Genomic DNA, 25,685 nt, shown 5'->3' on the forward strand with positions numbered 1-25,685 from the left:
CGCCGATGATAGTGTAGCATTTGCTATGTGAAAGTAGGACATTACCAGGCTTCAAATTGTAGAAACCCGTTACAGCAATGTGACGGGTTTTTTGCTATCTGGGATTTAGTAAATAGCCAAAAGCTCATGCCGAACTCAGTAGTGAAACCAAAGCTTCGACCGATGATAGTGTAGCATTTGCTATGTGGTTCTCCACCGCTGTGGGCACTACGACATCACCAGGCTTCAAATTGTAGAAAGCCCGAATCTAACGATTCGGGCTTTTTTACGTCTGCAGAAAAGTAAAATACGTGTAATTAATGCACACTCACATCAACACCCATCACGTAGGGCGGGCGTAGCGACTCCCGACGCTAAAATCACAATAAAATCCATCAATAACTCAGTCGGCCAATACAGCAGCATTTGCTACGTGACTTTCTACTGCTGTGGGCACTATGACATTACACAAGCTCCACATTGTAGACAGCCCAAATTTAACGATTCGGGCTTTTTTTACGTCTGCAAAAAAGTGAAGTTTGGGAGGGTTTTTCATATATCGGATTATAATTAAATCAGTTACGCCTTATCAAACACCCACATTAAACACTCAATCCTAGTGAACGACATAAATTAAGAATCAGTTTGATCCCCTACTTAGTTGATAAGCATCTATATAAGTATAATTAAGCTCTATCTCAGTAATATTCAAGGGGGGGTGAGGTGCTTTTCCATGTAAATAGTATTACCTAGATGCTTAATGTTTTTATAGAGTACATATATTGTTCCAACATGTAATTCATTGACTATAATGATTAATCCTAGTTATGACTTTGCTAACTAAACTTAGATAGCGGTAAAATGCGCTACTTAAAATAATTAAATAATTGATTATCCGAACAGGTGAATTATTTCATCGTTAGCATAATTAATCTTCACTGTATTTTGCATAATTCAACAAAGGATTTAATTTTCTCTGATGCGATATAAAATATCTTGGTGCTTACTTTTTACCACTATGCTTACTCATTTTTCTGTTTTTTCTAATGAGTTTGAATTTTCTGGTTATGCTCGAGTTATTGGTGGCTACTTAGACGAAAAAAATGTCGAATATAAGGGATATGAAGACAGTCTTAAATTTTCTCCATCTAGTTTAATTGGATTCCAAGGCGAGTATCAGTTTGATGATAAGTGGTCTGCAACAGCTCAAGTTTTGTTAAGAAGCAATAACACAACAGCTTCCGATAACTCAGGGTTAGAGTGGTTATATTTAACATATAGACCGACAGATAATATTCAAATAAAACTCGGAAAATTACGCACACCTTTTTTTACCATGAGTGACTTTTCGGATGTTGGTTTTGCGTACCCATGGATCAATCCACCTCAACAAGTTTATGATACTTATTTATTTAAAACGTTTAATGGCATAGATGCTGTTTATAAATTTGGTGCAGAAAATTTTGATGTGAGCTTTGAAGGTTACTATGGTGAAGAGTCGGGTGATATAGGTATTGGCGCCTTAAGAACGGGCTTTGAAGTTGATAACCTTTTAGGATTTATTGGTAAGATTAATATTGAAAACTTAGAATTTAGAGTTTCCCGTTATAATGGGAATATCAAGCTTGATATTGATGAGATAAGACAGCTAGAAAATGTGCTTAATAGCCTTAATTTTACAAAAAGCGCCAGCTCGGTAAAAACAAAAGGTCGAGCACATGCAGACCAATTTGGTGTAATTTACGATAATTTAGATTATTTTTTTAGAGGTGAGTGGATCCGCATAAAAACTGACCTAGGGATAGTGCCTATAATTCAAAGCTATTATTTAACTGCCGGTGTTAATTATGCCCCTTTTACTTATCACTTAACATTTGCAGATAGCGACGTTGAAACTCGTTCTGCTGAGAATGAAATTCCGTTAGGTATTAATAGCGACTTAGATCAACTTGCATATGGGTACAATCGTATTTTTGATGAATCTACGCCTGATTCAATTAAGAGTTGGACAGTTGGTGTACGCTGGGATGTGTTGCCAAATCTTGCCTTAAAAGCTGAATTTTCAACGCTAGAAGGCGACGATGTAAAAGACTCGTTTTTTGTTACTCCTGATGACTCTGATTTTGATAAAAAAACTAATCTTTATCTTATTGGTTTGGATTGGGTGTTTTAATGATATTTTTTAAACCTATTAATAACATTAAAAAAACTATGATGCTCTTTGTAGTCGCTAGTAGCCTATTTGGTATTAGCATTTCAGTTTATGCAGAAAATACAAAGTCCTCGAACGTCATTATTGTAGTAAATACCACAGACCAAAACTTATCTTTTAGTAAGCAACAAATTCGCCATATTTATATGGGTGGAGCTATGAGCAGACAATTTAAAGCTGTTAACCTATTTGTCGGCAATCCGCTTAGAATAAATTTTAATACTAGGATGGTAGGTCTTACTGAATCTAGAATACAAGCTTATTGGGCCCAAATGCGATTCACTGGGCGCAGCAAACCACCTGTTGAATTTGAGTCTACAGAAGAGGTTATAGAATACTTACTAACCGTTGAGGACTCAGTAGCTTACCTTCCTGCAGGGATCACTATACCTAAAGAGCTCACCATAATTTCACTAAATTAAAAGTAAGCCGTTTAGTTAGAAAAAGCATCAATTGCACTGAGTTATTGTTAGTTCTTTAAATAATGTTTCTGCTCGTTCAATTGCTTGTGGTAGTTGTGCAATGCACACTGGCTTTGCAAAATAATAGCCCTGCATTTCATCACTACCATGTGATACTAGGTAGTTAGCTTGAGCGGTTGTTTCAATCCCTTCGCTACATATTTTTAAACCAAGGCGCTGGCCTAAATCGAGTATTGCTTGTAATACCGCAGTGTCTTTTGCTGAGCTTGCATATTGATTTACAAACATTCGATCTATTTTTAATGTATCAATTTCAATTTTAGTAAGATAACTCAATGAAGAGTAACCAGTGCCAAAATCATCTAATGCAATCGAGCCGCCCATAGCTTTAACTTGATTAAAAAATTTATTAGCGTTCTCAAAATTTTCTAAATAGCTTGATTCTGTTATTTCAAACTGAATATTTGAAATATTTACGCTATGTTCAAGTAGTTTACTTTTTACAGTATGAATGAAGTTATGATCCTTTAAGTCATGGCTTGAAAGGTTCATGGAGACGAGTACATTGTTCCCCATAAGTTGTTTTAGCATTTGCATATCTTTAAATACTTGTGTGATAACCCATTGAGTAATCGCTTTTATTTTACCTGCTTGTTCCGCAATAGGTATAAACTCACCAGGAGAAACAAAGCCTAGCTTTTCACTTTGCCATCTTATTAAGGCTTCTAAACCTTTGGCTTCTCCTGTACTCGACATTTTAAGCTGGTAAAATAACTCAAATTCATTTTGTGTTATTGCATGAGTTATTAAGTTAGCGACTTGCGATTTTCGTTTGTTATCTTCAAGCATCTTATGATGGAAAACGGTATATGCACCTTTGCCTTTTTCTTTTGATGTGTACATTGCAATATCAGCATTACTAATGAACGTATTTATATCAAATTTAGCTTCTTTGGCACTCGCTATACCAATACTAATACCTGCTGGTACGTCCCATTCGTTTATAGTGAACGGCTCTTTCATACCCTCAATGATACTTTCGGCGATATCTATAACGATAGACTGCTCAGTGATATTAGGTAGCATAATTAAAAACTCATCGCCGCCTAATCGCGCAATTATGTCGCTACTTCGCAGATGGCTTTTCACTTTATTTGCGACGGCTTGTAAAAGCATATCCCCGGTTTCATGGCCAAGTGTATCGTTAACCCCTTTAAAGCTATCAACGTCAAAAAACATAATTGCAATGTCTTGGTCGTTACTTTTACTACTAGCTAACTCAAGTTTAAGCAGCTCCATAAAAAACATGCGGTTAGGTAGGCCTGTTAATATATCATAGTTAGCGAGGCGCTCCATTGAATGTGTTTGTACTAAAAGCTGTGAGGTGTGTTTATGATTGGTTTGAACTTGGGAGTCAATTGTTTGTAGTAATGTATTAATGTCATTACCAAGTTGAGATACTTCATCGTGTCCAGTTACTTGATATTGAAGCTTATAATTTGTTGATTTTTCTACTTTCTGTGTGAATTCTGAGAGCTTTAAAAGTGGGCTTAATAAACGCTGATATATCCAAAATGAAATAATAATGGTGAGTACAATAATTAAAACTACAAAGGGTGCTGCACTGTAAAAAAGGCTAACCTTACTTTCATCTAATGGTTTTTTAAAGTCTTGTACAATGAGTAAATACCCAATAGGAAACTGTTCCTCCCCAATTGCCTTTAAGGCAACTAGTCCTTCATTGGTTATTGTAACCGCGTAAGGTAAATCTTTAGGTTGAATACTGACGAGTTCAGGTTTGAAGTTCTCTAGATATAGATAGTTAGGGTGCACGTATGACTGAATTAACTGCCAGTCAGCATCAAATACATTTACAAACTTAATATGTTCGTATCGATCAAAACCGAGCAATTCGGTAGTTATGGAGAACAAGTCAACTTGCTCAGACATAACGCGTAATAAACTATCGGAAATGTTTGAAGACATTGCATCTAAGTTTTGTTTAACAGATTGACGATACAAATCTTCGTGCTCATTAATCGCGAGGAAGAAAACTAAATTTGCGCTAAATATAATTAAAACTGTTGTTATTATAATCAATTTATACCGAATACTATGAAGCATCAAATTTAACCCTTAACCGTCATTTAATTATGTTTTAGTTATTATTATGTAATCAGACAATCCATAATTACAAAAAAAGTTACTTACTTCGCCCTTTTTAGCACTAAAAATCTAACATTAAGAATGCTTTTAAATTCATATACTAAATATAGCTGTTTATTTAATTTTGTACTGACTTACTTTGTTGCAATTTCATTCTTGGTTTAATAAGTGACCTGTGTAAAACTACCTGAGTTAATTTAGTAAATCAGGTGACATGAATGTCGAATATTAAAGCTTGGAAACTTATAAGCCTGTTTTGTTTGTTCGCAGTGCTTATGGGTTGTCAATCGAAAGAAGAGCAGCTGCAACAAACAATTCAAGAGTCTATTAAAAAGGTAGATACGGAGCTGTCTCAGCTTGGTACTGCCCTCGATAATGGAAGTGTACGCAATGCTGTGTTACTTAAAGAATATGGCGAGCTTCTTAAAAAACAACAACCAGAGCTTACAAAAGTTGTTGATGTAATTACCCTTGATGCAACGCGCCAAGGCGCACTTTATAGTGGCTTAACACAGCGACTTAAAGATATTAAAGGAACTTACTTAATTCCTCCTTACGAAGATACGTTACATAGCATTGATTTGTTACGTGATGCATCTAAACCTACGCTATTTTCTGATGCGTTAACCGATCCTATCAATATGCTAGCTGATATGTCCAAAGGCACTTTAGCGCGTGTAGGCGCAATTAGTAAGCAAGCTGAAGGTGAGGGTGTTGGTAACCAAATGGTAGGTAACCCTAACTATGGTAACTGGCAATCAAATAGTAACGGTATTAGCTTTTGGCAATGGTACGGAATGTACCGTATTTTAGGTGATGTATTTGATCGTGTTGAATATGGAAGCTGGAGTAAGCGCCGAAAGTATAGCTATTACAATGACTATGGCCGCTCGCGTTATTCAAGCCCTAAACAAATTAAAACCCAAAGCGCTTTAGAAACACGCACGCGCCAAACATACCAACGCCAAGGTAAGCAGTTTACAAGCCCTTATGCGAGTAAAAAAACAGGTGCATCAGGTTTAAGCCGTAGTAGTTATACGCCAGCAAAAAGCCGCAGTAGTTATTCTCGTTCGAGCAGTTATAGCAATAGCTCAGGATCGGTGCGTGATAGCGGTAGCAGAACCTCTCGTGGCGTGAGCCGTGGTAAGTAAAAGAATAAAGTTGGAGTTAGAATAATATGTATGAATTTAATGGAATAACTATGTGGTCACTGCAAGCGCTGGCGATTGATTTTGCAATTATTGTTTTATTATTTGTAAGCCTTAAATATATAAAAGGCTGGGTTTCAAACTTACATGCAAATGATGAAATAACAGAGCGTGATAACTTTGCTTTTGGGATTAGCTTTGCCGCTGGCTTAGTGGCACTGGCGATTGTATTAACGGGTGTAAGTAGCGGAGCTTTTGCTGCAACACTGCAACAAGAAGCACTGCAAATGTTAGCTTATGGCGCATTAGCAATTGTACTGATTAAGTTGGGTCACTTTTTTCAAGATAAAGTAGCGCTTCGTAAAGTAAGCCTGCACGACGAAATCGTTAAAGGTAACGTTACAGCTTCAATAATTGATTTTGGCCATGTTGTCAGTGTTGCTATCGTTATTCGCTCAGCTCTTTTATGGGTGGCTACTGACGGCTGGCATGGTCTTCCAATTGTAATTGCCGCCTTTATTATAGGTAGTGTTGTATTACTACTTGTTAGCCAGTACCGAGTGCAGTTATTTAAACGTACAAATAAAAGTGGCGACTGCCTACAACAAGCAATTGTTGATGGTAACTTAGCTGTGGGTATTCGTTACGCTGGATTTTTAGTAGGTAGTGCATTAGCTATTACAGCAGCAACGGGTGTTGCACCTTACGCGGCTGATAATATTAATGCGAGTTTACTATACTGGGCTATTAGCGCAGTAGTGAGCCTTGTTGCATTTATTATTTTGCACTTAGTGACAATTAAAATAATTTTATCTGGTTGCGATATTTCCGATGAAGTTAATCGTCAAAAAAATGTAGGTGTAGCTACTATTTCTGCAGCAGTATCATTTGCTGTAGGTATCACTATGGCAACATTACTAGGCGCATAATCAGTGTCATCAACCAACACCCCCCCAAGTAAGTCTCGCTTACTTGGGCACGATATATTACTTATTACTGTTATGGCCGTGCTTGCTGGGTGCGGCCTTATTTATGAATACTTACTGTCTCATTATGCGGGCCGTGTACTTGGCTCAGTAGAGAGCGCTATTTACGCCATGATTGGTACTATGATTGTAGCAATGGGCTTAGGCGCTTTTTTAGCGCGTTGGTTTAAAGATGCATTTACCGCTTTTGCTTGGTTAGAAAGCATTATTGCTTTGGTTGGCATGGGCTGCATTTTAGCGATAGCGGGTGTAATAGCAGTTAGTTATTCTCTTCCTCATTTATTTTCGAGCATTTTTAATTTACCCCCTGATGTTGTACTTAATGGTTACGTATTTCAAAAGCTACAAGAGTGGTCACGTTTTCTACCTTATGTTTTTGGTTTAATACTGGGCTTATTTATTGGTATGGAAATACCGCTTATAGCGCGCATTCGTCAGCACGTTTATGGCCGTTTTTTAGAAAACAACGCAGGGACTATTTATGGTGCCGATTATATTGGTGCTGGTATTGGTGCAGCTATTTGGGTAAGTATCATGCTCTCAATGCCTATAATGCAAGCTGCAGCGTGGACGGCGTTATTTAATATCATTGCGGGGCTCGCGTTTTTATGGCGCTACCATACCCATGTGCGCTTTGCTAAGGCACTTTTAGTTTGCCATATAGTATTACTGGCATTATTTGGCTTTATTTTAGTATTTGGCAGTAGCTGGATGAACAATCTAAGTAATGTTTTATACAAAGATAAAGTAATTTATTCGCAAGCAACTAAATACCAACACGTAGTTTTAACCGAAAGATTAAGCAAAAACCAACCTCAGCCAATTACCGATTTATATTTAAATGGGCGTTTACAGTTCTCAAGTATTGATGAGCAAATATATCATTCAATGCTGGTTTACCCTGCAATGCTTGCCTCTAACAGACACGACCGTGTATTAATAATTGGTGGTGGTGACGGGCTTGCACTTAGAGATGTTTTAAAATGGCCTGTAAGCGAAGTAACGCTAATAGATTTAGACGCGCAACTACTCAATTTATTTGGTCATAAAGACGGTGACTTTACGCCGCCAGAGCACATCAATAAGCGATTACTACAGCTAAACAATAAATCGATGCATGATTCGCGAGCCAACATAATTGTGGGTGATGCATTTTTAGAAGTAGAAAAGCTACTTGACCAATCTAAGCAGTTCGACACTATTTTAATTGATTTACCTGACCCTAATCATCCTGATCTAAATAAAATGTACAGTGACTACTTTTATAATCATGTACGGCAGCTATTAGCACCCGATGGCGCAATGGCGGTTCAATCAACCTCACCTTATCACGCTAAAAAAGCGTTTTTAAGCATTGCTAAAACAGTTAAAGCTGCTGGGTTTGGCTATGTTGAGCAGTATCAGCAAAACATACCTTCTTTTGGGCAGTGGGGCTGGACTATAGCGACTAAAATGGGGCAGTCGGCCAGTGGCCGTATTAATGATGCGACGGCTATGCCTGTGCCATCAAGATGGATTAGTAAAGAATATTTATTGGCAAGTTTTGTATTTCCTAACCACTACTTTGAACAAGTTAAAAGTATTGAGGTCAATAGGTTAGGGTCTGGTCAGTTGTACGATTACTACCGAACTGCATGGCAAATTGAAAGCGAATTGTATAAAAACTAATAAAACATGGTTGACATAATATGTCAGCCATGAGAATCTTAACTCAGACATAATATGTCAAACGACAAAAGGCAGAGACATGGAATTAAATGAACTTTCAATAAAATTAGCTTCTTTTGAAACTGAAGGCGCTAACTTTGAGTCTTTCTTGATTGCCAACCCAGGCGAGCAAGATGTTTTACAAGTCATTGTTGATGGAAATGATGAGCTTCCAATTTTTGTTACGCAAACGCAAGAGCAGTTATTATGTATTAGCTACTTGTTTGACGAAGATGAAGTTAAAAGTGAATTACGCGACGAATTAAACGAAACATTATTACGTTTAAACGTGCCAATTCCACTGAGTGCATTTGCTAAAATCGATAACAAATACGCGATTTTTGGTGCACTGTCGGTAAATTCATCATTAGATGACGTTACCCACGAACTAGTGACATTAGCCGATAACGCTATCGATGCACTAGAAGCCGTGACCTTGTATTTAAACGATTAATAGCTAGTTAGTGGAGTTAAGATTATGAGTATTTTAAAAAAATTATTTACAGCAGTACGTGGCGGCGCTCGTGAAGCAGGCGAAGCAATTGTAGACAAAAATGGCATCCGTATTTTTGAGCAAGAAATTGCAGACGCGCAAAATGCACTTCACCGAGCTAAAAAAAGCCTTACTGAAGTAATGGCCAAAGAAATGCAAACTAAGCGTAAAATTAGCGCTGTAGATGCATCAATCGCTGAACATGAAGCGTATGCAGGCCAAGCTCTTGAAAAGGGCAACGAAGCATTAGCATTAGAAATTGCAGAAAAAATTGGTGACTTTGAAGCTGAAAAAGCTGAAAACGAGCAAGTATTGTCTGGCTTTAGCAATCACATTGTTGCGCTTAAGCAGCAAGTTAAAGATGCTGAAAAATCGATTAAAGAGAATCAGCGTCAGCTTACAATGGTTAAAACCACTGAAAGCGTACAGCAAGCAACAATGGCTGTTAATAGCACGCTTAATACAAACAGCTCGTCTATGACATCGGCTCGTCAATCGCTTGAACGCATTAAACAGCGCCAACAAGATCGAAGTGACCAGCTTGGTGCTGCAAAGCAACTTGAGTCAGACGTAAATGGCGATGACTTAAAAGCAAAAATGGCTGAAGCAGGCATTGGCGACACAAGTCCAAAAAGCGCTGATATTTTAGCTCGCATCAAAGCGAAACAAAATAGCTAACCATTACGTTTATACTTTAAAAAGGTAACCGAGTTTTTCTCAGTTACCTTTTTTGCTTAAAAGGCAGCCTTCCTATGTTTAATTTTTTCAAATCTAAAAAAGAGCCAGAACGTCAACTTAATCATCCGAGCGATCTTAAAAAAGGCGACATGTTTAGCGTTATTGACTCATTTGCCTATCCTGCATGGTTAAAGGGTGAAACGTTACGTGTTACTGATATTCAGACTTACCAATATCAGCACAGTAGCGATACTGAATTTGTACTTGAGACAAATAGCGGCCAAGTTGTATTTTTACAAATTGAGCAAGATGATGGCGAAGAGTGGGCTAACTTTTCTATTAAAATTCAGCGAAACGAAGTTGAAGAGATATTTAGCCTTGATGAGTTTGCGCGTATTTTTGATGAAGAGTCGTTAACCCACATTACAGTGCAAAATACACCAGAGCGCTTTATGCAGTTTTTAGCTAAAAGCTACCAACAAAGCGAGTCGCCTTATGTGTGTTATTTCCATAATAAAGATTACCGCAACCAAACTTTGCCTCGCTATGAGCAAGAAGGTGGTGAGCCATGTGAAATGATTTGCTTAGCGTCAGATAATGAAGGCTTTGGTTTAAATATCGAAATTTGGGATGGCGGCGAAACCGAAGTATCGCTAACGCTCATGCGTCCAATGTCAGACATTGTAGACTTGTTTCCCGGAGACGCTAAGTGAGTGATGCTAAAGACAAGTGGTTACGTCAGGAACAAGCTGTACGTGCCACACAAATGGCATTTGATCTAAGCAGCGAAGTTCAAAAACTGATAAAAAAGCAGGCAATTGATCAAGAGCTAACGCCGTCAGATATGATCCGAAAAATACTTGGCTTAGACGTAAAGTCTAAAAAAACGCGTCAACGTTTATCGTTTAACTTAAATGATGATGAAATAGCGCAACTAGCCAGTCGCTTTGATGTACAAAGCGATGATAAGCGAGCCGTAAAGCAACAAGTAGCTGATTTATTAATAGCTCACACTAAAAATAAAAAAGTGAAATAATTTAATTAGGTTTTTATGAATATTGTTTTAATTGCTTACTTAATTATTTTTGCGTTGTTTGGTACTGCGGCGAGTTATTTTGTACGTTTTATTTATGCATATTGGGTGCTTAAAACAATGCCCATGAAATACATTATTAAAGCGGGTATTTGCGTGGTACTGGTGGTAGTAATTTCAGCGTTAATTTCGTATTTAAGTTAACGCTGAAATTAGCTTATACGCGGCCGTTTTTATTTTATATCAAACGACTGGCATTGGTGGTTAATACACAGCGATTGCACTTCAAGTACAGGAGAACAATCAGTTAAGCCTTGTGCTTTATTTTGTATGTTTTCTTGTTTTGTTATTTGTTGAGCAAGCTGTTCTGCTTCTTCTTGAGATGTGTTTAGCGTTGAATAAACAGCATATTTACTCGGTCCGCCGCATGCGCGGGCGCCCACTTCAAGTACTTTGCACTGAAAGCTTGCAGTGCAGCTGTTATTACTCACCATGTTATTCAGATCATAGTTTAAGTCAGATAAGTTTTTACTTTGCTCATTTGACGTCACAGTACTAGCACAACCACTTAGTAATAAAATGCTGCTAGCAATGCTTAAAATTGATAGTTTAATTGCCGATGGTAAACAACTCATAACGTTATCCTTAAAATGCACTTACCGCTGAGCCTTCAAGTTTAACACATTTATTTTCAACACACTGCGTGCTTGGCGTTGTTAAATGCTGACAAATGCTCATCATCCCTTTTTGTGAATTATAACTACTTTCAAGCTTAGTAATTTTGTCGCTAAGGGTTGCTACTTGTTCCTCAGATGCTGCGTTTGTTGAGTACACAACAAAGCTGCTTGGCCCACCACATGCGCGACTGCCTACTGCATTTACTCTACATTGGGTGCTGGTATCACATTGCTTATCTGCAATTAGTGTATTTAATTCGGTTTTAGCTGTTTTTATATCGTCTATTGAAACGTTTTTCAAATCAGCTTTTGGTATTTTTTCAGCAACCACACTATTTTTTTTATTTTCTTGTAATTGAGTGTTTTCTTCTAGCTTTTGTAGCTCTTGCTTTGGTGCTTCAGCTTCTGAGGTGATTGTTACTTGCTGTGTTTTAGCGGGTTCTTTATCCAAACATGCAGTTAAACACAGTGGTAAAAGTATGGCTAACAATGGGGTACGCATAAAAAACCTTGATAGTGATGAAATATTCATCACTATCATACACTGTGCATTTTTTACGGCAATAAAAACTATATTATCAAGTAATTAAAGGCACTAAAAAATTGTTCTGTTAAAGTCCGCCCTGCGTTAGTTTGGTAGGGTTGAGTAATTTTTCGAGTTCTTCGCGAGGTAAATCAGTTTCTTGTTCGGCTACATCAATAATAGGGCGGGCTTCTTTATAAGCCTGCTTCGCTATTTTTGCTGCTTTTTCATAACCGATCACCGGATTAAGCGCAGTTACCAAAATTGGGTTTTTAGCGAGCGCCTTATCTATATTTGGCTGATTTACTTTAAAACTAGCAATCGCTTTATCGCCCAGTGCTTGCGCGCTATTGGCAAGTAATTCTATGCTTTGTAAAATATTATACGCAATGACTGGCAGCATCACATTCAGCTCAAAATTACCCGCCTGGCCGGCTACCGTAATAGTGGCGTCGTTACCTATTACTTGTGCACTTACCATTGCGGCTGCTTCAGGTATAACAGGATTTACTTTGCCAGGCATAATAGATGAACCTGGTTGAAGCGCTTCAAGCTCTATTTCACCTAAACCTGCAAGTGGGCCTGAGTTCATCCAGCGTAAGTCGTTCGCTATTTTCATTTGTGCGACAGCGAGTACTTTTAATTGCCCTGAAAGCGCGACGATGGCGTCTTGTGAGCCTATGTTATAAAAAAAGTTACTACTAGGCGTAAATCTAATGCCTACATTGGCACTCAGGTTTTCTGTAAATTTTGCTGCAAATTTAGGGTCTGCATTTATTCCTGTTCCAACGGCTGTACCGCCTTGTGCAAGCTCGCATACACGCTCTAAACTATGTCTAATTCCTGCAGCGGCATGGTTAACTTGTGACTGCCATGCACTTAGAGTTTGATCAAACGTTACAGGCATTGCATCCATTAAATGCGTACGGCCCGTTTTAACTATATGGCCTACTTCAGCTTTTTTCTTTTCCAGGCTTTGCGATAAGTTTTCAAGCGAAGGAAGTAATTCATACACTACGTTTATTGCACTACTGAGTGCGATAGCAGTAGGAACTACATCGTTAGAACTTTGCCCCATGTTTACATCATCATTAGGGTGAATGCTTTCACTGCCTATCCGGCTAGCAAGCGTTGCAATAACTTCATTGGCATTCATATTTGAGCTTGTGCCCGAACCGGTTTGAAAAATATCAACGGGGAAATGCTCAATGTGCTCGCCATCAATAATACTTTGGCAAGCTTGCTCAATAGCATTGGCTTTAGCTTTGCTTAAATGCCCAAGCTCACAGTTACTTTGTGCTGCGGCTTGTTTTATATAAGCCAGTGCAGTTATAAATTGCTTCGGCATAGGTAAGCCACTAATGGCAAAATTATTAACCGCTCGCTGTGTTTGCGCTTGATAGAGTGCATCAGTAGGTACTTTTAGCTCGCCCATGCTGTCTGATTCTGTTCTAAAGTTGCTCATAAGTGTGCTCCTTAAAAAGGGTTGAATTCGTGACTAAGAATACGAGCTTCACGCTCAAGTATTAAAAATTGTGCAGTATTGTTATGCACTTTATAAAACCGTTTTAGTGCTAATAAAGGTTTATATAACTGCTCTAAACATTGTTTACGAATAGCATTATGTATAAGAGGGTCGCACATTTTGTTTATAATTTCATGGTGTGTGCGTCTAAGGTAAAACTCTTGAAGCAAGGGATTACGTTGTTGCTCAAATTTTTTGGCGACGTTAAGGGCGGTTTCTATGTAATCGGCAACGAGCATGGGTGCATGTAGGCCTGGTCTTAAGCAATGGCAAGAGAGTTCTTGATGGTAACGATGCTGGGCATAATTTGAAGACATAAAAAAACCGACTCAAGTTAACGATAATGGTTATCATTACATTTAATCGGTTTCAGTGTAAACAGTTATTATAAAAATTATTTGCGATACTAATTTGAGTTTTAATTGTAGCCAAGAATAAATATCTGATCTGTTTCATGTTTGGTCATCGCCTGTTGATTATGTTTAGGGTGCGAAAGTAAATCGATTACTGTAGCTCTCATATCAACGGCGTAACTATGATCGTCGGTGGTTTTTTCGGTTATAGCAATAGCTGCGTCTACAGCGGTATAAGGGGGTATATGCATAATTTTATCCTTTGAAATTTAATATAAGTTAAACCCTTTAGTGGGTTAGTTATATAAAAGCATATTACGTACCAATCATAATAAATTAACTCAACTATATGATAGTTATAGTGTTTAAAAATTATCTTTTTTTCATCACGACAAAATAAGCTAAATTTGCTTTACTGTTGTGCATTAATCTACAATTTTGGTGCACAGTAATGACAAAGCCATTTTCACAAGCCTGTGAAAACAATAAAACCCCTATTTTAGAGCAATTAAAAGTTGTATTAAAAAATACTAAAACAGTACTCGAAGTTGGCTCAGGAACCGGCCAGCATAGTGTTTTTTTTGCAGAGCAATTACCACATTTACAATGGCATACAAGTGATCGTGCTATAAACCACGAAGGGATTAATTTATGGCACCGCGAAGCTAATTTAACTAATTTACATGCACCACTTGAGCTTGATTTAAATAATGAATGGCCAGTAGATAAGGTTGACGCTATTTATACTGCAAACACATTTCATATTGTGAGTTGGCAATTAGTTGAACGTTTTTTTGACGGTGTTAAACGTCACTTAAATAGCGACGGTATGTTGTGTATTTATGGGCCATTCAAATACCAAGGTGAATTTACCAGCCCAAGTAATGATGACTTTAGTGCCTTTTTAAAAGAGCGCGATCCGTCAAGTGGAATAAGAGATTTTGAAGCAGTTGAACAACTAGCTAAGCAAGCAGGGCTTACGCTTATTAGCGATACAGCCATGCCTGCAAATAATCAGTTACTCGTTTTTAAACGGCAGTAATGAGCTACATTGCTCTTTATATATATCAATATGGCCGCGTTCACGCTTTAAGTAGTCGCTTATTGCATTACTAAAGTCGCCATCAACAATATGGTGAGCAGAGTAGGTAAGTACGGGTTCAAATCCGCGTGCTATTTTGTGCTCACCTTGTGCACCCGAATGAAAACAGTTGAGTTTATGCTTTATTGCAAACTCAATACCTTGGTAATAACACAATTCAAAGTGCAGCGAATCTACTACCTCACTTGCTCCCCAGTAGCGCCCATAAAGCGTGTTTTTACCTACTAAACTAAGTGTTGCAGCAATCACGTTATCGTCTCTTTTGGCCAGCATAATAACTAGAGTATTAGCCATTAAGGCATGTAAAAGCGTAAAAAACTCCATATTTAAATAGCCCAAATGACCAGAGCGCTTTAAGTAGGTACGCTGATAAAACTCACAAAACAATTGCATTATCTCGGGCGTAATTTGCGTTCCTTGCAGCCATTTAATATCAATGTTCTGTTGCGCTATTTTAGCTCGCTCTTTTTTAAGGGATTTACGTTTGCGTGAGTTAAGTATTTGCAAAAAGTCGTCAAAGGTTTCAAAACCTTTATTAAACCACTGAAACTGCACACCCACTCTTAGCATGGCGTGTTGCTCAGTTAATGATGTTGCTTGAGCTTGATCGCAAAAGTTAACATGCCATCCCGACCATCCTTGCTGAGCACTGTGTATGCTAAGTTGCTCTGTAATGTATTGATATACCGCATTTGGATTAGCGTGCTCGATAGCAATGCGCTTGCCTTCAATAGGGCTAAAGGGAATGCCAGATAGCCACTTGGGATAATATTCTAAACCGTGTTTTTCGTATGCCTCAGCCCATGCCCAGTCAAATACATACTCGCCGTATGAATGACTTTTTAAATACCCGGGTGCAAGTGCAACGAGCGTATCATCTTCAAAAATAGCTAAGTGGTGTGGCTGCCAACCGCTTTGCTGTGTTACGCATTGGCTTTGTTCAAGGGCATATAAAAAAGCATGTTGAGTAAATGGATCATCACCAAATAAACGTTGCCACTGCGCCTGATCAATCTCATTAATACTGCTAAACCATTGGTGCGAAAACGTTCCCATGACTACTTACCTTGTAGTTGTTTTAAGCTGTTCTACGTTTTTAATAAACGTACTAATTTGCATTTTAAGCTCGGTAAAATGAGGATTATAAGTTAAGCGCTGTAAAGCCGGATAGTGTTTTAAGTTAGCGCTTGTACGCTCTCCTAGTTGTGGGTTTTTAGTTGTTTTACATGTTTTATATAGGGGCTCGTCGTTAATGAAGCTGCCACAATTGCGATAAGTTGCGTTAATTCCATAATGTGGATTTTGCGGTGAGTTAACAACCGCAATATGCGATATACCATGAACTTTTTTACACTGTGGTGTTGTGCATTGCGGGTTATTTACTGTGTAGTCACCAGCAAAATCTGGCGGTAAAATATCAGTGCTTCCATAAAGTACTAAAGTATCGAGCGGCTTATATTTAATTGAATTACCTTTGTGTAGTGCACTCAAGAGCTTTAGCGTGGCACGCGTATCTATCGTGGTATCAATATCGCTAAGTACACTAAAAATAGGTAATTTAAGTGCAGGGCGTTTGTTTAAGCTACTTACGCTTGCAAGTGACATTGCATCGTACGAAGCGGCAGCTGCATTTAAAGGAAATGATTCATACTTAGCGAAGTCTACATCGGCGTCTTTATCAATCCAATTAACAAAGGGAATGGCATCAATCCACTTTGCTATCCAGCCGTACTTATTATGTGGCTCAGAGCCGGGCGAATAAAGCATAAGCGCTTTAATTTTTGGCGAAACAGTGTGTTTGGTTGCGTAATCAATAAGTAACGCTGCACCGGTAGAGTAACCTGCGAGTATCACCTCATCAAAGTCTTGCACCGAGCGTTCAATACCGTATTTTATTGCTTGTTGCCATTGGCTAACCTCTACATTGAGTAACGCACTTGCGGCGCTACCATGTCCTGGTAATAAAATAGTACGCACAGTATAGCCTTGCTGATAATACACTTGTGCTAAATCGTGATACGTAAAGGGGGAGTCAGTTAGTCCGTGGATTAGTAGTGCAACTTTATTACTGTTTGAATGCGTTAGCTCAAAAGGAGCAATAATATCTGCAATAGTAGGCTTAGGTTTTCGCGTACCTTGTGTTACTAATTGCTGATACGTTTGTGTAATAACAGGGCATGGCATATTTGAACGTGGATTGGCTTTATTTATATGTTTATATGCAAAATCTAAGTAATCGTTAAATGGTAAAAGGGCGTGGTAATTAAAGCGCTGGTGGTTGTGCTCATTTTCAAAGCGTAATAAGCCTTGTTGCTTACTTTTTGTTATAAATTTAAAGTCGCTCGCCTGCGATATACAGTTTTGAGCGACGGTAATATGCGAAAAAATACTTAAAACAAAACCAAAAGCTACTCTTAAAACTATTCTTAAAATTAAACCACTATTGTTCATTAACTTCTGCATATTGGACAAGACACTCGGTTAGCTTAATGAGTTCAAGCGGTTTTGCAAGATGTTGATTAAATCCAACTGCTTGTGCATGTGCTTTATCCTCTGGCATTACGTCGGCAGTTAAAGCAATAATAGGGAGTTCTTGTTCGGTTTTAAACTGGCGGATCAGTGCCGTTGCTCTATAGCCATCCATTACAGGCATTTGGCAATCCATAAGCACTAAGTCAAAATGCTGCTTTTTCACTATATCGACCGCCAACTCACCGTTTTCTACTATATACGGCACAATCCCTAACGAGCCAAGCATCGCTTTAATAACCATTTGATTTACTGGGTTATCCTCTGCGACCAAAATGTCTAGCGAAGTAATATTAGTATTATCAAATGTAATAACATGTTCTTTTTTAGGCTCTGTTGTTTCTAATCGTATTGAAAATGTAAAAGTAGAGCCTTTGTCTATTTCACTTTTAAGGGCTATTTCTCCCCCCATTAATTGGCTTAGCTCTTTTGCTATTGTTAAGCCAAGCCCTGTACCGCCAAACTGCCTTGAGGTAGAACTATCAGCTTGGGTAAATGCGTTAAATAATTTTTTATGCTGGCTTGGTTTTATACCTATTCCGGTATCACTAACGTTTATCACAAGCTGTACTTTATTGGCGGCAGTAAACTCTGTTTCTATGTTTAAAGTAACGCTGCCTTGGCTTGTAAATTTAATCGCGTTACTACATAAATTAAGTAATACCTGCTCAATTCGCATAGGATCACCAATAAACCAGGTATTTAAAGGTAGCTTTGAGTTAACTTGCCAGTTAATACCTTTGTTAACTGCGCTTTGTTCAAACATATTGTCTATGCGTGTTATTAAGGCACCTAGGTCGAATGCAATAGATTCAATAACTAACTTTTGGGATTCTATTTTTGATATATCAAGAATGTCATTAATTAAGTTTAATAAACTTTTAGATGATGAGTTTATTTTATCTAAATAGCCAATGAGTGTACTTGCACTGTCTGTTTCTCGAGCAAGTGAAGAAAAACCAATAACGGCGTTTAATGGTGTACGTATTTCGTGGCTCATATTCGCTAAAAATTGGCTTTTAGCCTGATTAGCTAAATCAGACTGCTGCTTTGCTTGTGCGAGTGAGTGTGTACGCTCTGCAACTTGACGTGTAAGTGCAATCTGTTGCTGATTAAACAGCAGTAAAACCATTAAAATTAAAGAACATACGGCAACTTGAAGTATGAGCAATAATAGAGTTAGTTGACTATTATGTTGTGTTAAAAAGCTTTCTTTAAGGGCTAGTTTTACAATCCATTTTTGCCCTGCAAAGTCCACGTCAAACGACATTAAACGGCTGCCTTTGGCTTGCTGAACATCTTGAGAGTAATTACTATAAAACGGCGGTGTGTTTGTATCTTCGTATATACCAATCGAAAACATATCAGACTGTTCTTTAGAAATGGCCTGCTCAATAATACTACGCACTAAAAATATACCAGTGGCATAGCCTTTAATTGTTTTTTCATCGTTATATTGGGAGTACACAGGGGCAAATAATAAATAGGCTGGTTTAGGTTGTTTGGTTTGCACCAACTGAATTATTTTAGTTCCGACTGGCATGTACTTTATAGCGGGGTTAAGCAGAGAGTTTTTTCGATCAGGGTTTGAAAATACATTAAAGCCAATCGCTTTTTGATTACCATTAAAAGGAGCTATGTATTTTACTATAACAAGGGGATCGTTAATTTCAAGAGGTTCGCCAACTATATCAATATCTAAATGGTAAATACTTGATATTTCTTGAGCAAATACTTCGCGTTGATCTTGAGGTATTTTTGCATTCCACGATAAAGCGTTAATAAACTCGTATTGAGTTAGTAACTGACTAGCATAAGAATAAAAATCTTGCTGGCTCAGCATGGGAGATGATTGAACCTGACTTGCTAGGCTCTGCACTGCAATAATACTGCGATTTGTATATCTATAAAGGCTGTTTTCTATAACGTGGACTTCACGTTCGGCAATTTTAATAGTGCTTATACGATTTTCCTGATCGTATAATTGTGTTGTTACCGCGACTGATAAAAATAAAACTGAGCATACTGCAATTGTCGGAAATGCCGATATAGTATGTTGATTAGACTTTTGTGGTAATAAAGAAAGTAAAAACGGAGTCGCAATTAATACCCCTAATGTATCGCCAAGCCACCAGTAAATAACATTATTCCAATGATTATCAATACTGTAAATCGAGTTAAATTGACTCAGTGCGAATACGCCAAAGTTAGCTGAAATTAAGCTGACCAATATGGCTATGACTAAAATAAAGTAAATTATATTCTTGCGCTTTTTAAAGCGCAGCGGGTGGCCAAGCCAATACTTTAAAAGAGCTGCGCCGACCATTGCCTGTATAACAACACCAAAGGCGATATACATTGCCTCGTTGAATGAGTTGCCGACCAGGACTAGCTCATGAGCTGAACTGTCAAAAATATTTAGGTTAAACGCAATTGCAGCTACAAATAAAGGCGGGATAAAGCGCCACCACCAAATATAACAACCGACTAGAGCTATGCCGGCAGGTAACCAAATTGGAATTATTTGCGAGTTAAAAGCAAGTTTAGTGAGTGCTATGCCGACTAAAAAATATGCTAAAGCAAACATAATGTAAAAAATAATGGAATGATTTTTAGAGTTAAAATTTTTCACATAAGGTCCAAGCAATTATTATTATCGTTTTGAAATATCAGTATAGCTAACAGTAAGTTATTTTGGTTATTTTTATAATGGTAACTGTTTTTTGCTAAATGACTGCTTTAACACGACTGTTGATTCTATATTTGCAATACAACTTAAACTACCTAGTTGATGTTTTACAAACGTTTCGTAGCTCTCAAGATCATGTGCAATGATTTTTAATAAATAATCATAGCTTCCTGATATTACACAACACTCTAATACATGTGGTAATTTTTCTACATGTTGCTCAAATTGCTCTGCAGCACTTACCGAGTTTTGGCTTAATCGTACGAACGCATATACCAACACATTAAGGTTAAGTGCTTTAGGATTTATGGCGGCGTGGTAGCCGGTAATAATGTTTTCTTGCTCTAACTTTTTTATACGCCTTAGGCAAGGTGTATCCGATAGGTTAATACTGCTGGCCAAGTCTGAAACCGACATACGAGCTTGGCTTTGCAGTGCAGTGAGTAATTGCTGATCTTTTTTATCTAACATAGTTGTCGGCTTTTATTAATTATTTTTATATTTGTAGTGATTATTGCTAAGTATTGCAGTTTTTACTAATTTTTTTGGCGTTTTACCCTCATTGAACTCTGTTAGCATTTAACTATAAAAATAATAGAGCACAATAATGAACACACATACCGCTATTTTTGATCACTGGATACGAACAGAGTTTGTCACTTTAAATAGTGAATTAGAGCAGCTTTATTGGCAGCAAACCGATAAAGCAAATGTAGAAGGAATAGGTGAGGCCTTAAAGCAACAATTAGAAAAAGAAGGCAACGTATTAATTAGCAATTTATTAGCCGAGGGAAACACAGATCAAGGCTTTGATAGCGCTTTTGACTTACTCGGTAACGTAGGATTGTTTATGGCGGCGTGTAGGCGCCATGAAATTACTGAGCCAAGCAGAGAAACCAGCTCCCCACTAATTGAAGCCTCAGCGCTTGCTATGCATATAGGCGCATCCATTGGCGTAACCCCTCGTTTTGCTACCGCCCACTTAACTACTCATAACAAAGCACTTAACGGTATTTATAAACGATTTACCAATTTACCTGATGAAAAGCTGTTTCTTGATTATAACACTCAAGGCATTTTGGCCTACAAACGGGCAAGTGATGCATTATTAAAAATATTGCCGTTAGGTATTTCACATCCCTTGTGTGGTGAGTTATTAAAAGTAGCTAAACAAGCGCTTATAGATGTAATTGAGTCAAACAATGCACTTTATTCTGAGCTCGATACAGATCGATTTTTTAACTGCGTTCGCCCTTATTATAAACCGTACCGTGTAGGTAAAGAGGTTTACAGAGGTGCAAATGCTGGTGACTTTGCAGGTATTAACGTGATTGATATGCTGTTAGGACTGTGTAGTGCAAACGAGCCTAGTTACTCGCAAATGCTGGTGGATAAGTTTTTATATATGATGCCAGAGGATCAACAAATCCTACGAGAAGCCATGCGTATGCAAGGCTTTATGGATGACTTTTTACAAGCCAAACCATATAAAAATACAGATTGGTTTAAAAGCCACGCAACGTTATTTATTCAAGTGTGTAAATTACATGGCGACACCGCAGTCGGTCATCATAATCAACTGGTTGAAAAGTTTATTGCTCAGCCCTCAAAAAATATGCAACAGCAGCATATGAGCAAGGTAACAGCAAGTGGTCCGCCGCTTAATGTGTTACTTGATTCGCTCGAAAAATTAAGAGATAGGCGAGCCAGTGCCAAACGCGACGATATAAAAACACGTTTTGACGATCTAAATACACTTAAAGAATGGGTTAAATAGCATGCTTAAAAATGATTTTTGTATGGCCGATGGCTGTTATTTATTAAACCACTCGGTAGGGCGTCCTCTTAAAAATACACAGCAATATTTAGATCAGCATTATTTTTTACCATGGGAGAGCTCAAATAAAGAACCTTGGCAACAATGGCTGCCCGCAGTTGAGCAATTTACTACCGCGCTTGGTAAGTTATTTAATGCGCCTAGTTCGCAGTTTTGTCCTCAGGTTAATTTATCAAGTGGCTTAACAAAGTTGCTTATGTCGCATCCACGGCTACAGCAAAAAAATTGTAAAGTGCTAATGGCACAAAGTGATTTTCCGAGCATGGGTTTTGCAATGCAAAAAGCATTACCAGAGTGCGCACAAATTATGTTTATACCAGAGCACGAAAACCTAACTGATATTAGTGTTTGGCAGCGTTATATAACTTGTGATATCGATTTAGTTTTTATAAGCCATGTGTATTCAAATACAGGTGTACAGGCGCCTGTGTACGATATTGTAGCTATAAGTAAATTAACCAATAGTTTATCAATAGTTGATGTTGCTCAGTCAGCGGGTGTTATACCGCTTGATTTAAGCATACTCGATGCTGACTTTATGATTGGCTCGAGCGTTAAATGGTTATGTGGTGGCCCAGGTGCAGCTTATTTATGGGTTAACAAAAATCAAATAGAGTATTGCGAGCCTAAAGATGTGGGGTGGTTTTCGCATCAAAATCCATTTGAGTTCGATATTAACCATTTTGAATATAACGCCAGTGCGCTCAAGTTTTGGGGTGGTACTCCCTCTGTAGCACCTTATATTATTGCCGCAAATAGCATTGCTTACTTTGCAGAGCTAACTGCTCACAAGGTAAGGGATCATAATTTAGCTATGCTTACGCTTATTCATGAGCAACTAGGCAAATATGTTGCATCACCTATGAGTAGTGATAAATGCAGCGGGACAGTTATTTTGTTTTTTAACAAGCAGCAAGACCATGTACTTACAGAGCTTAATAAAGCGAAAGTCAGTGTAGATGCCCGTAAATTTGGGATACGAGTATCGCCACATATTTATAATACTCAAGAAGACGTTGCGCAGTTTATCTCGATAGTAAAACGAGCGCTTAAGGGTTTTGGCTAAGCTGCTGCTTTCTTTGTTTTAATGACTCTATTTTTTGCTGCGTTTGATTAATTGATGCGTCGTAAGCTTGCTTTAACGAATTTGTTTTAGTTGCGATAGCATCAGCAATAGACGAAGCGCCTAAACGATTGGCTTTATCTTGAGTCATGTAATCTATCTGCTGTTTTTTAGCTGCGTATTCTTTTTGGCTTTGTGCAATAGATAGCTCAAGACGCTTTATTTCTCGTTCTATTTGTTGAACTTCTAAGTAGTCATCCACAGAGGTGTCGGTAATACCTTTACCGGGCGTAGAGCTTTTGTATGCTTCAATTACGTTTATATTTTTAAGAGTAATAACTTGTGCATCTTTAGCGCAAGGCGTTTGGCTAAAGGTAGGAACGCCCTTAATTACACACTTATACACTGTTGTACTTTGTGCCAAGGTAAAAAATGGTGCTGCCGCGCAAACTGATAGCAATATGAACCGGATCATAGCTAAACCTAAAAGTGGCTAAAGTTGTGTTAATAATGCCCTAAGTTATTACTAGGCACAATTTGTTTAGTTTTTATAAATTTTAGGCACAAAAAAACCACAATTAAGTGGTTTAAATTAAGTATGGTCCAGAGGGAGGGATAGACTTGCTTGCATCCATGTAATCAATCGCTGCGCGACGCTTGCAGCGGCCCAAAATGTTCCAGACATTTTGTTGACCCCTGTCAATTTAGTATTGGTGTTAAATTTTAGGCACAAAAAAAACCACAATCAAGTGGTTTAAATTAAGTATGGTGGAGAGGGAGGGATTCGAACCCTCGATAGAGCTACAAACTCTATACTCCCTTAGCAGGGGAGCTCCTTCGGCCACTCGGACACCTCTCCAACGCATAACCGTTTGTATTGATGGAAGTAAAAAAAGCCACCAATTAAAATATGGTGGAGAGATAGGGATTTGAACCCTAGATGGGCTATAAACCCATGCCGGTTTTCAAGACCGGTGCATTCGACCACTCTGCCATCTCTCCGTGACGCAGAATAATACTTAGGTGATACCGCTGTGTAAATAGCAAAATGACTGTTTGCCTAAAAAACGTACGTAAATGAGGTTTTTTTTGTAAATAAGGGGAAATTAAGGCAATTTTTAATAAAATAAATAGGTTGCAGCAAACAAGGGGGAGCTAAATAAGTGACTTCATTTAGTGGTTGAGTGTTCGCTGCACCGAAAAATAATCATGGTTGGGTGATTATTTATATTGAGCTGCGCCGCTAAGTGCTAGTCTTTTACCAATAGTGTTAAGTTTAGCTAACATTCTTGCTTTACGGTTAGTTGGTTTAACTGCTACTTGAGCTGCTGCTGTTTGATTTAATGTGTTAATTGGTTTCATTATTCTGCTCCGGGTTGTATATGTTGAAATCGCGTGCATTTTGCACGTTGTTTGATTAAAAAGACAACGATAAAAATTGAGCCTGACGGATTAGTTAAACTAATCCTTATTGATTTTATTAACGTGCGGTTCAGTGTTTTTTATTATCGTTTTTGCATAAATAGTTAAAATAAAATCGGCTTTACTCTCATTTATACTGGTGTTTGTGTGTTTTTTATTTATTTATATGCATTTTACACAACCTTTTTTGACTAGTTATTCAGATTAAAAAAACTCAATTAAACTCTTTTTTATTCGTTCTTAAATACATTGTTGGAAACAAAAGCTTGTCACTACTAATAATTATTAAACCAAGTACAAAAAAACAGAATGAAAAATCACTAATGTGGCTTAAAAGCATTTGTAAAAAATGCAGTTTTTCTTATTGTATGTTTACTACAACGGGAAACTTTAACGATGACTGCGCTCAAATAAGGTTGCTACTGAGTAAATTTACCAAAGTAGTTGTACTTGGCGGAGACGGTACATTGAGCTTGGCGGTTAATGCGTTAATAGGGAGTAGCTGTACGTTAGCATTATTGCCTTGCGGTACAGGTAATGATTTCTCGAGAGGGTTTAGTTGCAAAGAAGATGATTGGCGAAAGGCATTATTTAATACACCGACAGCAATTGATGTAGGAAAAATTAATAGTCGCTATTTTATTAATATTGCAGGGGTAGGGTTTGATGCTCATGTAGTTAAAGCGATTAATGCTAAAGCTAGTTTTTCATCTTTTGATTACAGTTGGACGAGCATTAAGGAGCTATTTTATTATCAAGCTCAGCAGTTACAAGGTACGTTTAATAACGATGTTAGGCAGTATAAAAATTTAATTACCGTATTTGCTAATCATAAGTACTTTGGTGGTGGTCTAGAAATAGCGCCAAAAGCAGATTTAACTGATGGGCTGCTTGAGTGTTATCAAATGCGATCGGGTGGGCTTTTTTATAACGTAATAAGCTTTATGAAGTTGTTTTTTAAGCGCCATCAGCATATAAAAAACCTTAACTACAGTCGCTTAAATACAGCTTCCATAAAAACTGAAGGGTTATTGATTGAAGCAGATGGTGAACTGGTAGGTAAAACTCCTGCCGTTATTAGTGTACATGGGCAGGCTTTACTTTTTCATATGCCAATAAAAAAGCGCCTACAGTAGGGTAG

26 protein-coding genes and 2 tRNA genes are annotated in these 25,685 nt (G+C 37.8%); 14 read left to right on the forward strand and 14 right to left on the reverse strand.

All coding sequences use genetic code 11. From position 1 onward, the window contains the following. The first annotated feature begins 958 nt into the window (after positions 1-958). Positions 959-2,152: a porin gene (locus tag I6E82_RS17190; RefSeq protein WP_197113817.1), complete on the forward strand. Its 1,194-nt coding sequence runs from the start codon at positions 959-961 to the stop codon at positions 2,150-2,152. After that, positions 2,152-2,613: a hypothetical protein gene (locus tag I6E82_RS17195; RefSeq protein WP_007579756.1), complete on the forward strand. Its 462-nt coding sequence runs from the start codon at positions 2,152-2,154 to the stop codon at positions 2,611-2,613. Before I6E82_RS17190 ends, I6E82_RS17195 begins: the two co-directional genes overlap by 1 nt. A 27-nt stretch (positions 2,614-2,640) precedes the next feature. Here the strand turns inward: I6E82_RS17195 and I6E82_RS17200 are convergent, their stop codons facing one another. Further along, a complete protein-coding gene (locus I6E82_RS17200) occupies positions 2,641-4,635 on the reverse strand; it encodes a putative bifunctional diguanylate cyclase/phosphodiesterase (protein ID WP_231616951.1) in 1,995 nt (664 codons plus the stop codon). A gap of 362 nt (positions 4,636-4,997) precedes the next feature. On the opposite strand from I6E82_RS17200, the gene I6E82_RS17205 reads away from it, so the two are divergent. The 8 genes from I6E82_RS17205 (at position 4,998) to I6E82_RS17240 (ending at position 11,028) form a co-directional block, all read left to right on the forward strand. Next, complete coding sequence (locus I6E82_RS17205; protein WP_007579759.1) at positions 4,998-5,930, forward strand: hypothetical protein; 933 nt, start codon at positions 4,998-5,000, stop codon at positions 5,928-5,930. Between the two features lie 26 nt (positions 5,931-5,956). After that, on the forward strand, positions 5,957-6,856 hold the full coding sequence (locus I6E82_RS17210; RefSeq protein ID WP_024589503.1) for a DUF350 domain-containing protein: 900 nt from the start codon (positions 5,957-5,959) through the stop codon (positions 6,854-6,856). Between the two features lie 3 nt (positions 6,857-6,859). Continuing rightward, positions 6,860-8,581, forward strand: coding sequence for a polyamine aminopropyltransferase (locus I6E82_RS17215; RefSeq protein WP_101163052.1), 1,722 nt, complete (start codon positions 6,860-6,862; stop codon positions 8,579-8,581). A gap of 79 nt (positions 8,582-8,660) precedes the next feature. Next, positions 8,661-9,074, forward strand: a complete 414-nt coding sequence (locus tag I6E82_RS17220; protein ID WP_008170558.1) for a YjfI family protein — start codon at positions 8,661-8,663, stop codon at positions 9,072-9,074. A gap of 24 nt (positions 9,075-9,098) precedes the next feature. Continuing rightward, entirely contained in the window at positions 9,099-9,791 is a 693-nt protein-coding gene (locus tag I6E82_RS17225) for a PspA/IM30 family protein (protein ID WP_004335088.1), read from the forward strand. 74 nt (positions 9,792-9,865) lie between these two features. Beyond that, positions 9,866-10,504: a DUF4178 domain-containing protein gene (locus I6E82_RS17230; RefSeq protein WP_024592232.1), complete on the forward strand. Its 639-nt coding sequence runs from the start codon at positions 9,866-9,868 to the stop codon at positions 10,502-10,504. After that, positions 10,501-10,827 carry a hypothetical protein gene (locus tag I6E82_RS17235; protein WP_010554828.1) on the forward strand — a complete coding sequence of 109 codons (327 nt, stop codon included), beginning with the start codon at positions 10,501-10,503 and terminating at the stop codon, positions 10,825-10,827. The genes I6E82_RS17230 and I6E82_RS17235 overlap by 4 nt, the downstream gene beginning before the upstream one ends. A gap of 15 nt (positions 10,828-10,842) precedes the next feature. Beyond that, positions 10,843-11,028, forward strand: coding sequence for a hypothetical protein (locus I6E82_RS17240; protein WP_197118366.1), 186 nt, complete (start codon positions 10,843-10,845; stop codon positions 11,026-11,028). 29 nt (positions 11,029-11,057) lie between these two features. Here the strand turns inward: I6E82_RS17240 and I6E82_RS17245 are convergent, their stop codons facing one another. The 5 genes from I6E82_RS17245 to I6E82_RS17265 form a co-directional block, all read right to left on the reverse strand. Continuing rightward, complete coding sequence (locus I6E82_RS17245) at positions 11,058-11,459, reverse strand: hypothetical protein (RefSeq protein ID WP_024589501.1); 402 nt, start codon at positions 11,457-11,459, stop codon at positions 11,058-11,060. A gap of 10 nt (positions 11,460-11,469) precedes the next feature. Then, positions 11,470-12,003, reverse strand: a complete 534-nt coding sequence (locus tag I6E82_RS17250; RefSeq protein ID WP_197118367.1) for a hypothetical protein — start codon at positions 12,001-12,003, stop codon at positions 11,470-11,472. A 109-nt stretch (positions 12,004-12,112) separates the two neighbouring features. Beyond that, complete coding sequence (locus I6E82_RS17255) at positions 12,113-13,489, reverse strand: class II fumarate hydratase (RefSeq protein WP_076925893.1); 1,377 nt, start codon at positions 13,487-13,489, stop codon at positions 12,113-12,115. 11 nt (positions 13,490-13,500) lie between these two features. Next, positions 13,501-13,866, reverse strand: coding sequence for a hypothetical protein (locus I6E82_RS17260; protein WP_231616833.1), 366 nt, complete (start codon positions 13,864-13,866; stop codon positions 13,501-13,503). A 101-nt stretch (positions 13,867-13,967) separates the two neighbouring features. Continuing rightward, a complete protein-coding gene (locus I6E82_RS17265; RefSeq protein ID WP_010554833.1) occupies positions 13,968-14,153 on the reverse strand; it encodes a hypothetical protein in 186 nt (61 codons plus the stop codon). A gap of 200 nt (positions 14,154-14,353) precedes the next feature. On the opposite strand from I6E82_RS17265, the gene I6E82_RS17270 reads away from it, so the two are divergent. Further along, positions 14,354-14,944, forward strand: coding sequence for a DUF938 domain-containing protein (locus tag I6E82_RS17270; RefSeq protein ID WP_197118368.1), 591 nt, complete (start codon positions 14,354-14,356; stop codon positions 14,942-14,944). Here the strand turns inward: I6E82_RS17270 and I6E82_RS17275 are convergent. The 4 genes from I6E82_RS17275 to I6E82_RS17290 form a co-directional block, all read right to left on the reverse strand. Continuing rightward, positions 14,921-16,060, reverse strand: a complete 1,140-nt coding sequence (locus I6E82_RS17275) for a GNAT family N-acetyltransferase (RefSeq protein WP_197118369.1) — start codon at positions 16,058-16,060, stop codon at positions 14,921-14,923. The two genes, I6E82_RS17270 and I6E82_RS17275, sit on opposite strands and share 24 nt — an antisense overlap. A 6-nt stretch (positions 16,061-16,066) precedes the next feature. Beyond that, on the reverse strand, positions 16,067-17,455 hold the full coding sequence (locus I6E82_RS17280; RefSeq protein WP_197118370.1) for an alpha/beta hydrolase: 1,389 nt from the start codon (positions 17,453-17,455) through the stop codon (positions 16,067-16,069). Beyond that, the gene (locus tag I6E82_RS17285) at positions 17,445-20,165 is read right to left on the reverse strand and encodes an ATP-binding protein (RefSeq protein WP_197118371.1); all 2,721 of its coding nucleotides are present in this window, start codon (positions 20,163-20,165) and stop codon (positions 17,445-17,447) included. Before I6E82_RS17285 ends, I6E82_RS17280 begins: the two co-directional genes overlap by 11 nt. A gap of 72 nt (positions 20,166-20,237) precedes the next feature. Then, a complete protein-coding gene (locus I6E82_RS17290; RefSeq protein WP_197118372.1) occupies positions 20,238-20,693 on the reverse strand; it encodes an Lrp/AsnC family transcriptional regulator in 456 nt (151 codons plus the stop codon). Between the two features lie 136 nt (positions 20,694-20,829). On the opposite strand from I6E82_RS17290, the gene I6E82_RS17295 reads away from it, so the two are divergent. Both I6E82_RS17295 and I6E82_RS17300 read left to right on the forward strand, forming a co-directional pair. Continuing rightward, on the forward strand, positions 20,830-21,999 hold the full coding sequence (locus I6E82_RS17295) for a PrnB family protein (RefSeq protein WP_197118373.1): 1,170 nt from the start codon (positions 20,830-20,832) through the stop codon (positions 21,997-21,999). Between the two features lies 1 nt (position 22,000). Further along, positions 22,001-23,125 (forward strand): aminotransferase class V-fold PLP-dependent enzyme, encoded by a 1,125-nt coding sequence (locus tag I6E82_RS17300; protein ID WP_024592220.1) that lies wholly within the window; start codon positions 22,001-22,003, stop codon positions 23,123-23,125. On the opposite strand, the gene I6E82_RS17305 is transcribed toward I6E82_RS17300, so the two are convergent. From I6E82_RS17305 to I6E82_RS17320, 4 genes are all read right to left on the reverse strand, one after another. Next, the gene (locus tag I6E82_RS17305) at positions 23,109-23,597 is read right to left on the reverse strand and encodes an RNA-binding protein (protein WP_197118374.1); all 489 of its coding nucleotides are present in this window, start codon (positions 23,595-23,597) and stop codon (positions 23,109-23,111) included. The genes I6E82_RS17300 and I6E82_RS17305 overlap by 17 nt on opposite strands. 291 nt (positions 23,598-23,888) lie before the next feature. Continuing rightward, a tRNA-Ser gene (locus I6E82_RS17310) sits at positions 23,889-23,981 on the reverse strand. Between the two features lie 52 nt (positions 23,982-24,033). Beyond that, positions 24,034-24,124: transfer RNA gene (locus I6E82_RS17315), tRNA-Ser, on the reverse strand. 219 nt (positions 24,125-24,343) lie between these two features. Continuing rightward, positions 24,344-24,484, reverse strand: a complete 141-nt coding sequence (locus tag I6E82_RS17320; protein ID WP_004335040.1) for a hypothetical protein — start codon at positions 24,482-24,484, stop codon at positions 24,344-24,346. A 326-nt stretch (positions 24,485-24,810) separates the two neighbouring features. Between I6E82_RS17320 and I6E82_RS17325 the strand changes: the two genes are divergently transcribed. Then, on the forward strand, positions 24,811-25,680 hold the full coding sequence (locus I6E82_RS17325; RefSeq protein ID WP_197118375.1) for a diacylglycerol/lipid kinase family protein: 870 nt from the start codon (positions 24,811-24,813) through the stop codon (positions 25,678-25,680). The last annotated feature ends 5 nt before the right edge of the window (positions 25,681-25,685 follow it).

The organism is Pseudoalteromonas sp. NZS11 (genome assembly GCF_015864765.1).
Taxonomy (GTDB): domain Bacteria; phylum Pseudomonadota; class Gammaproteobacteria; order Enterobacterales; family Alteromonadaceae; genus Pseudoalteromonas; species Pseudoalteromonas arctica.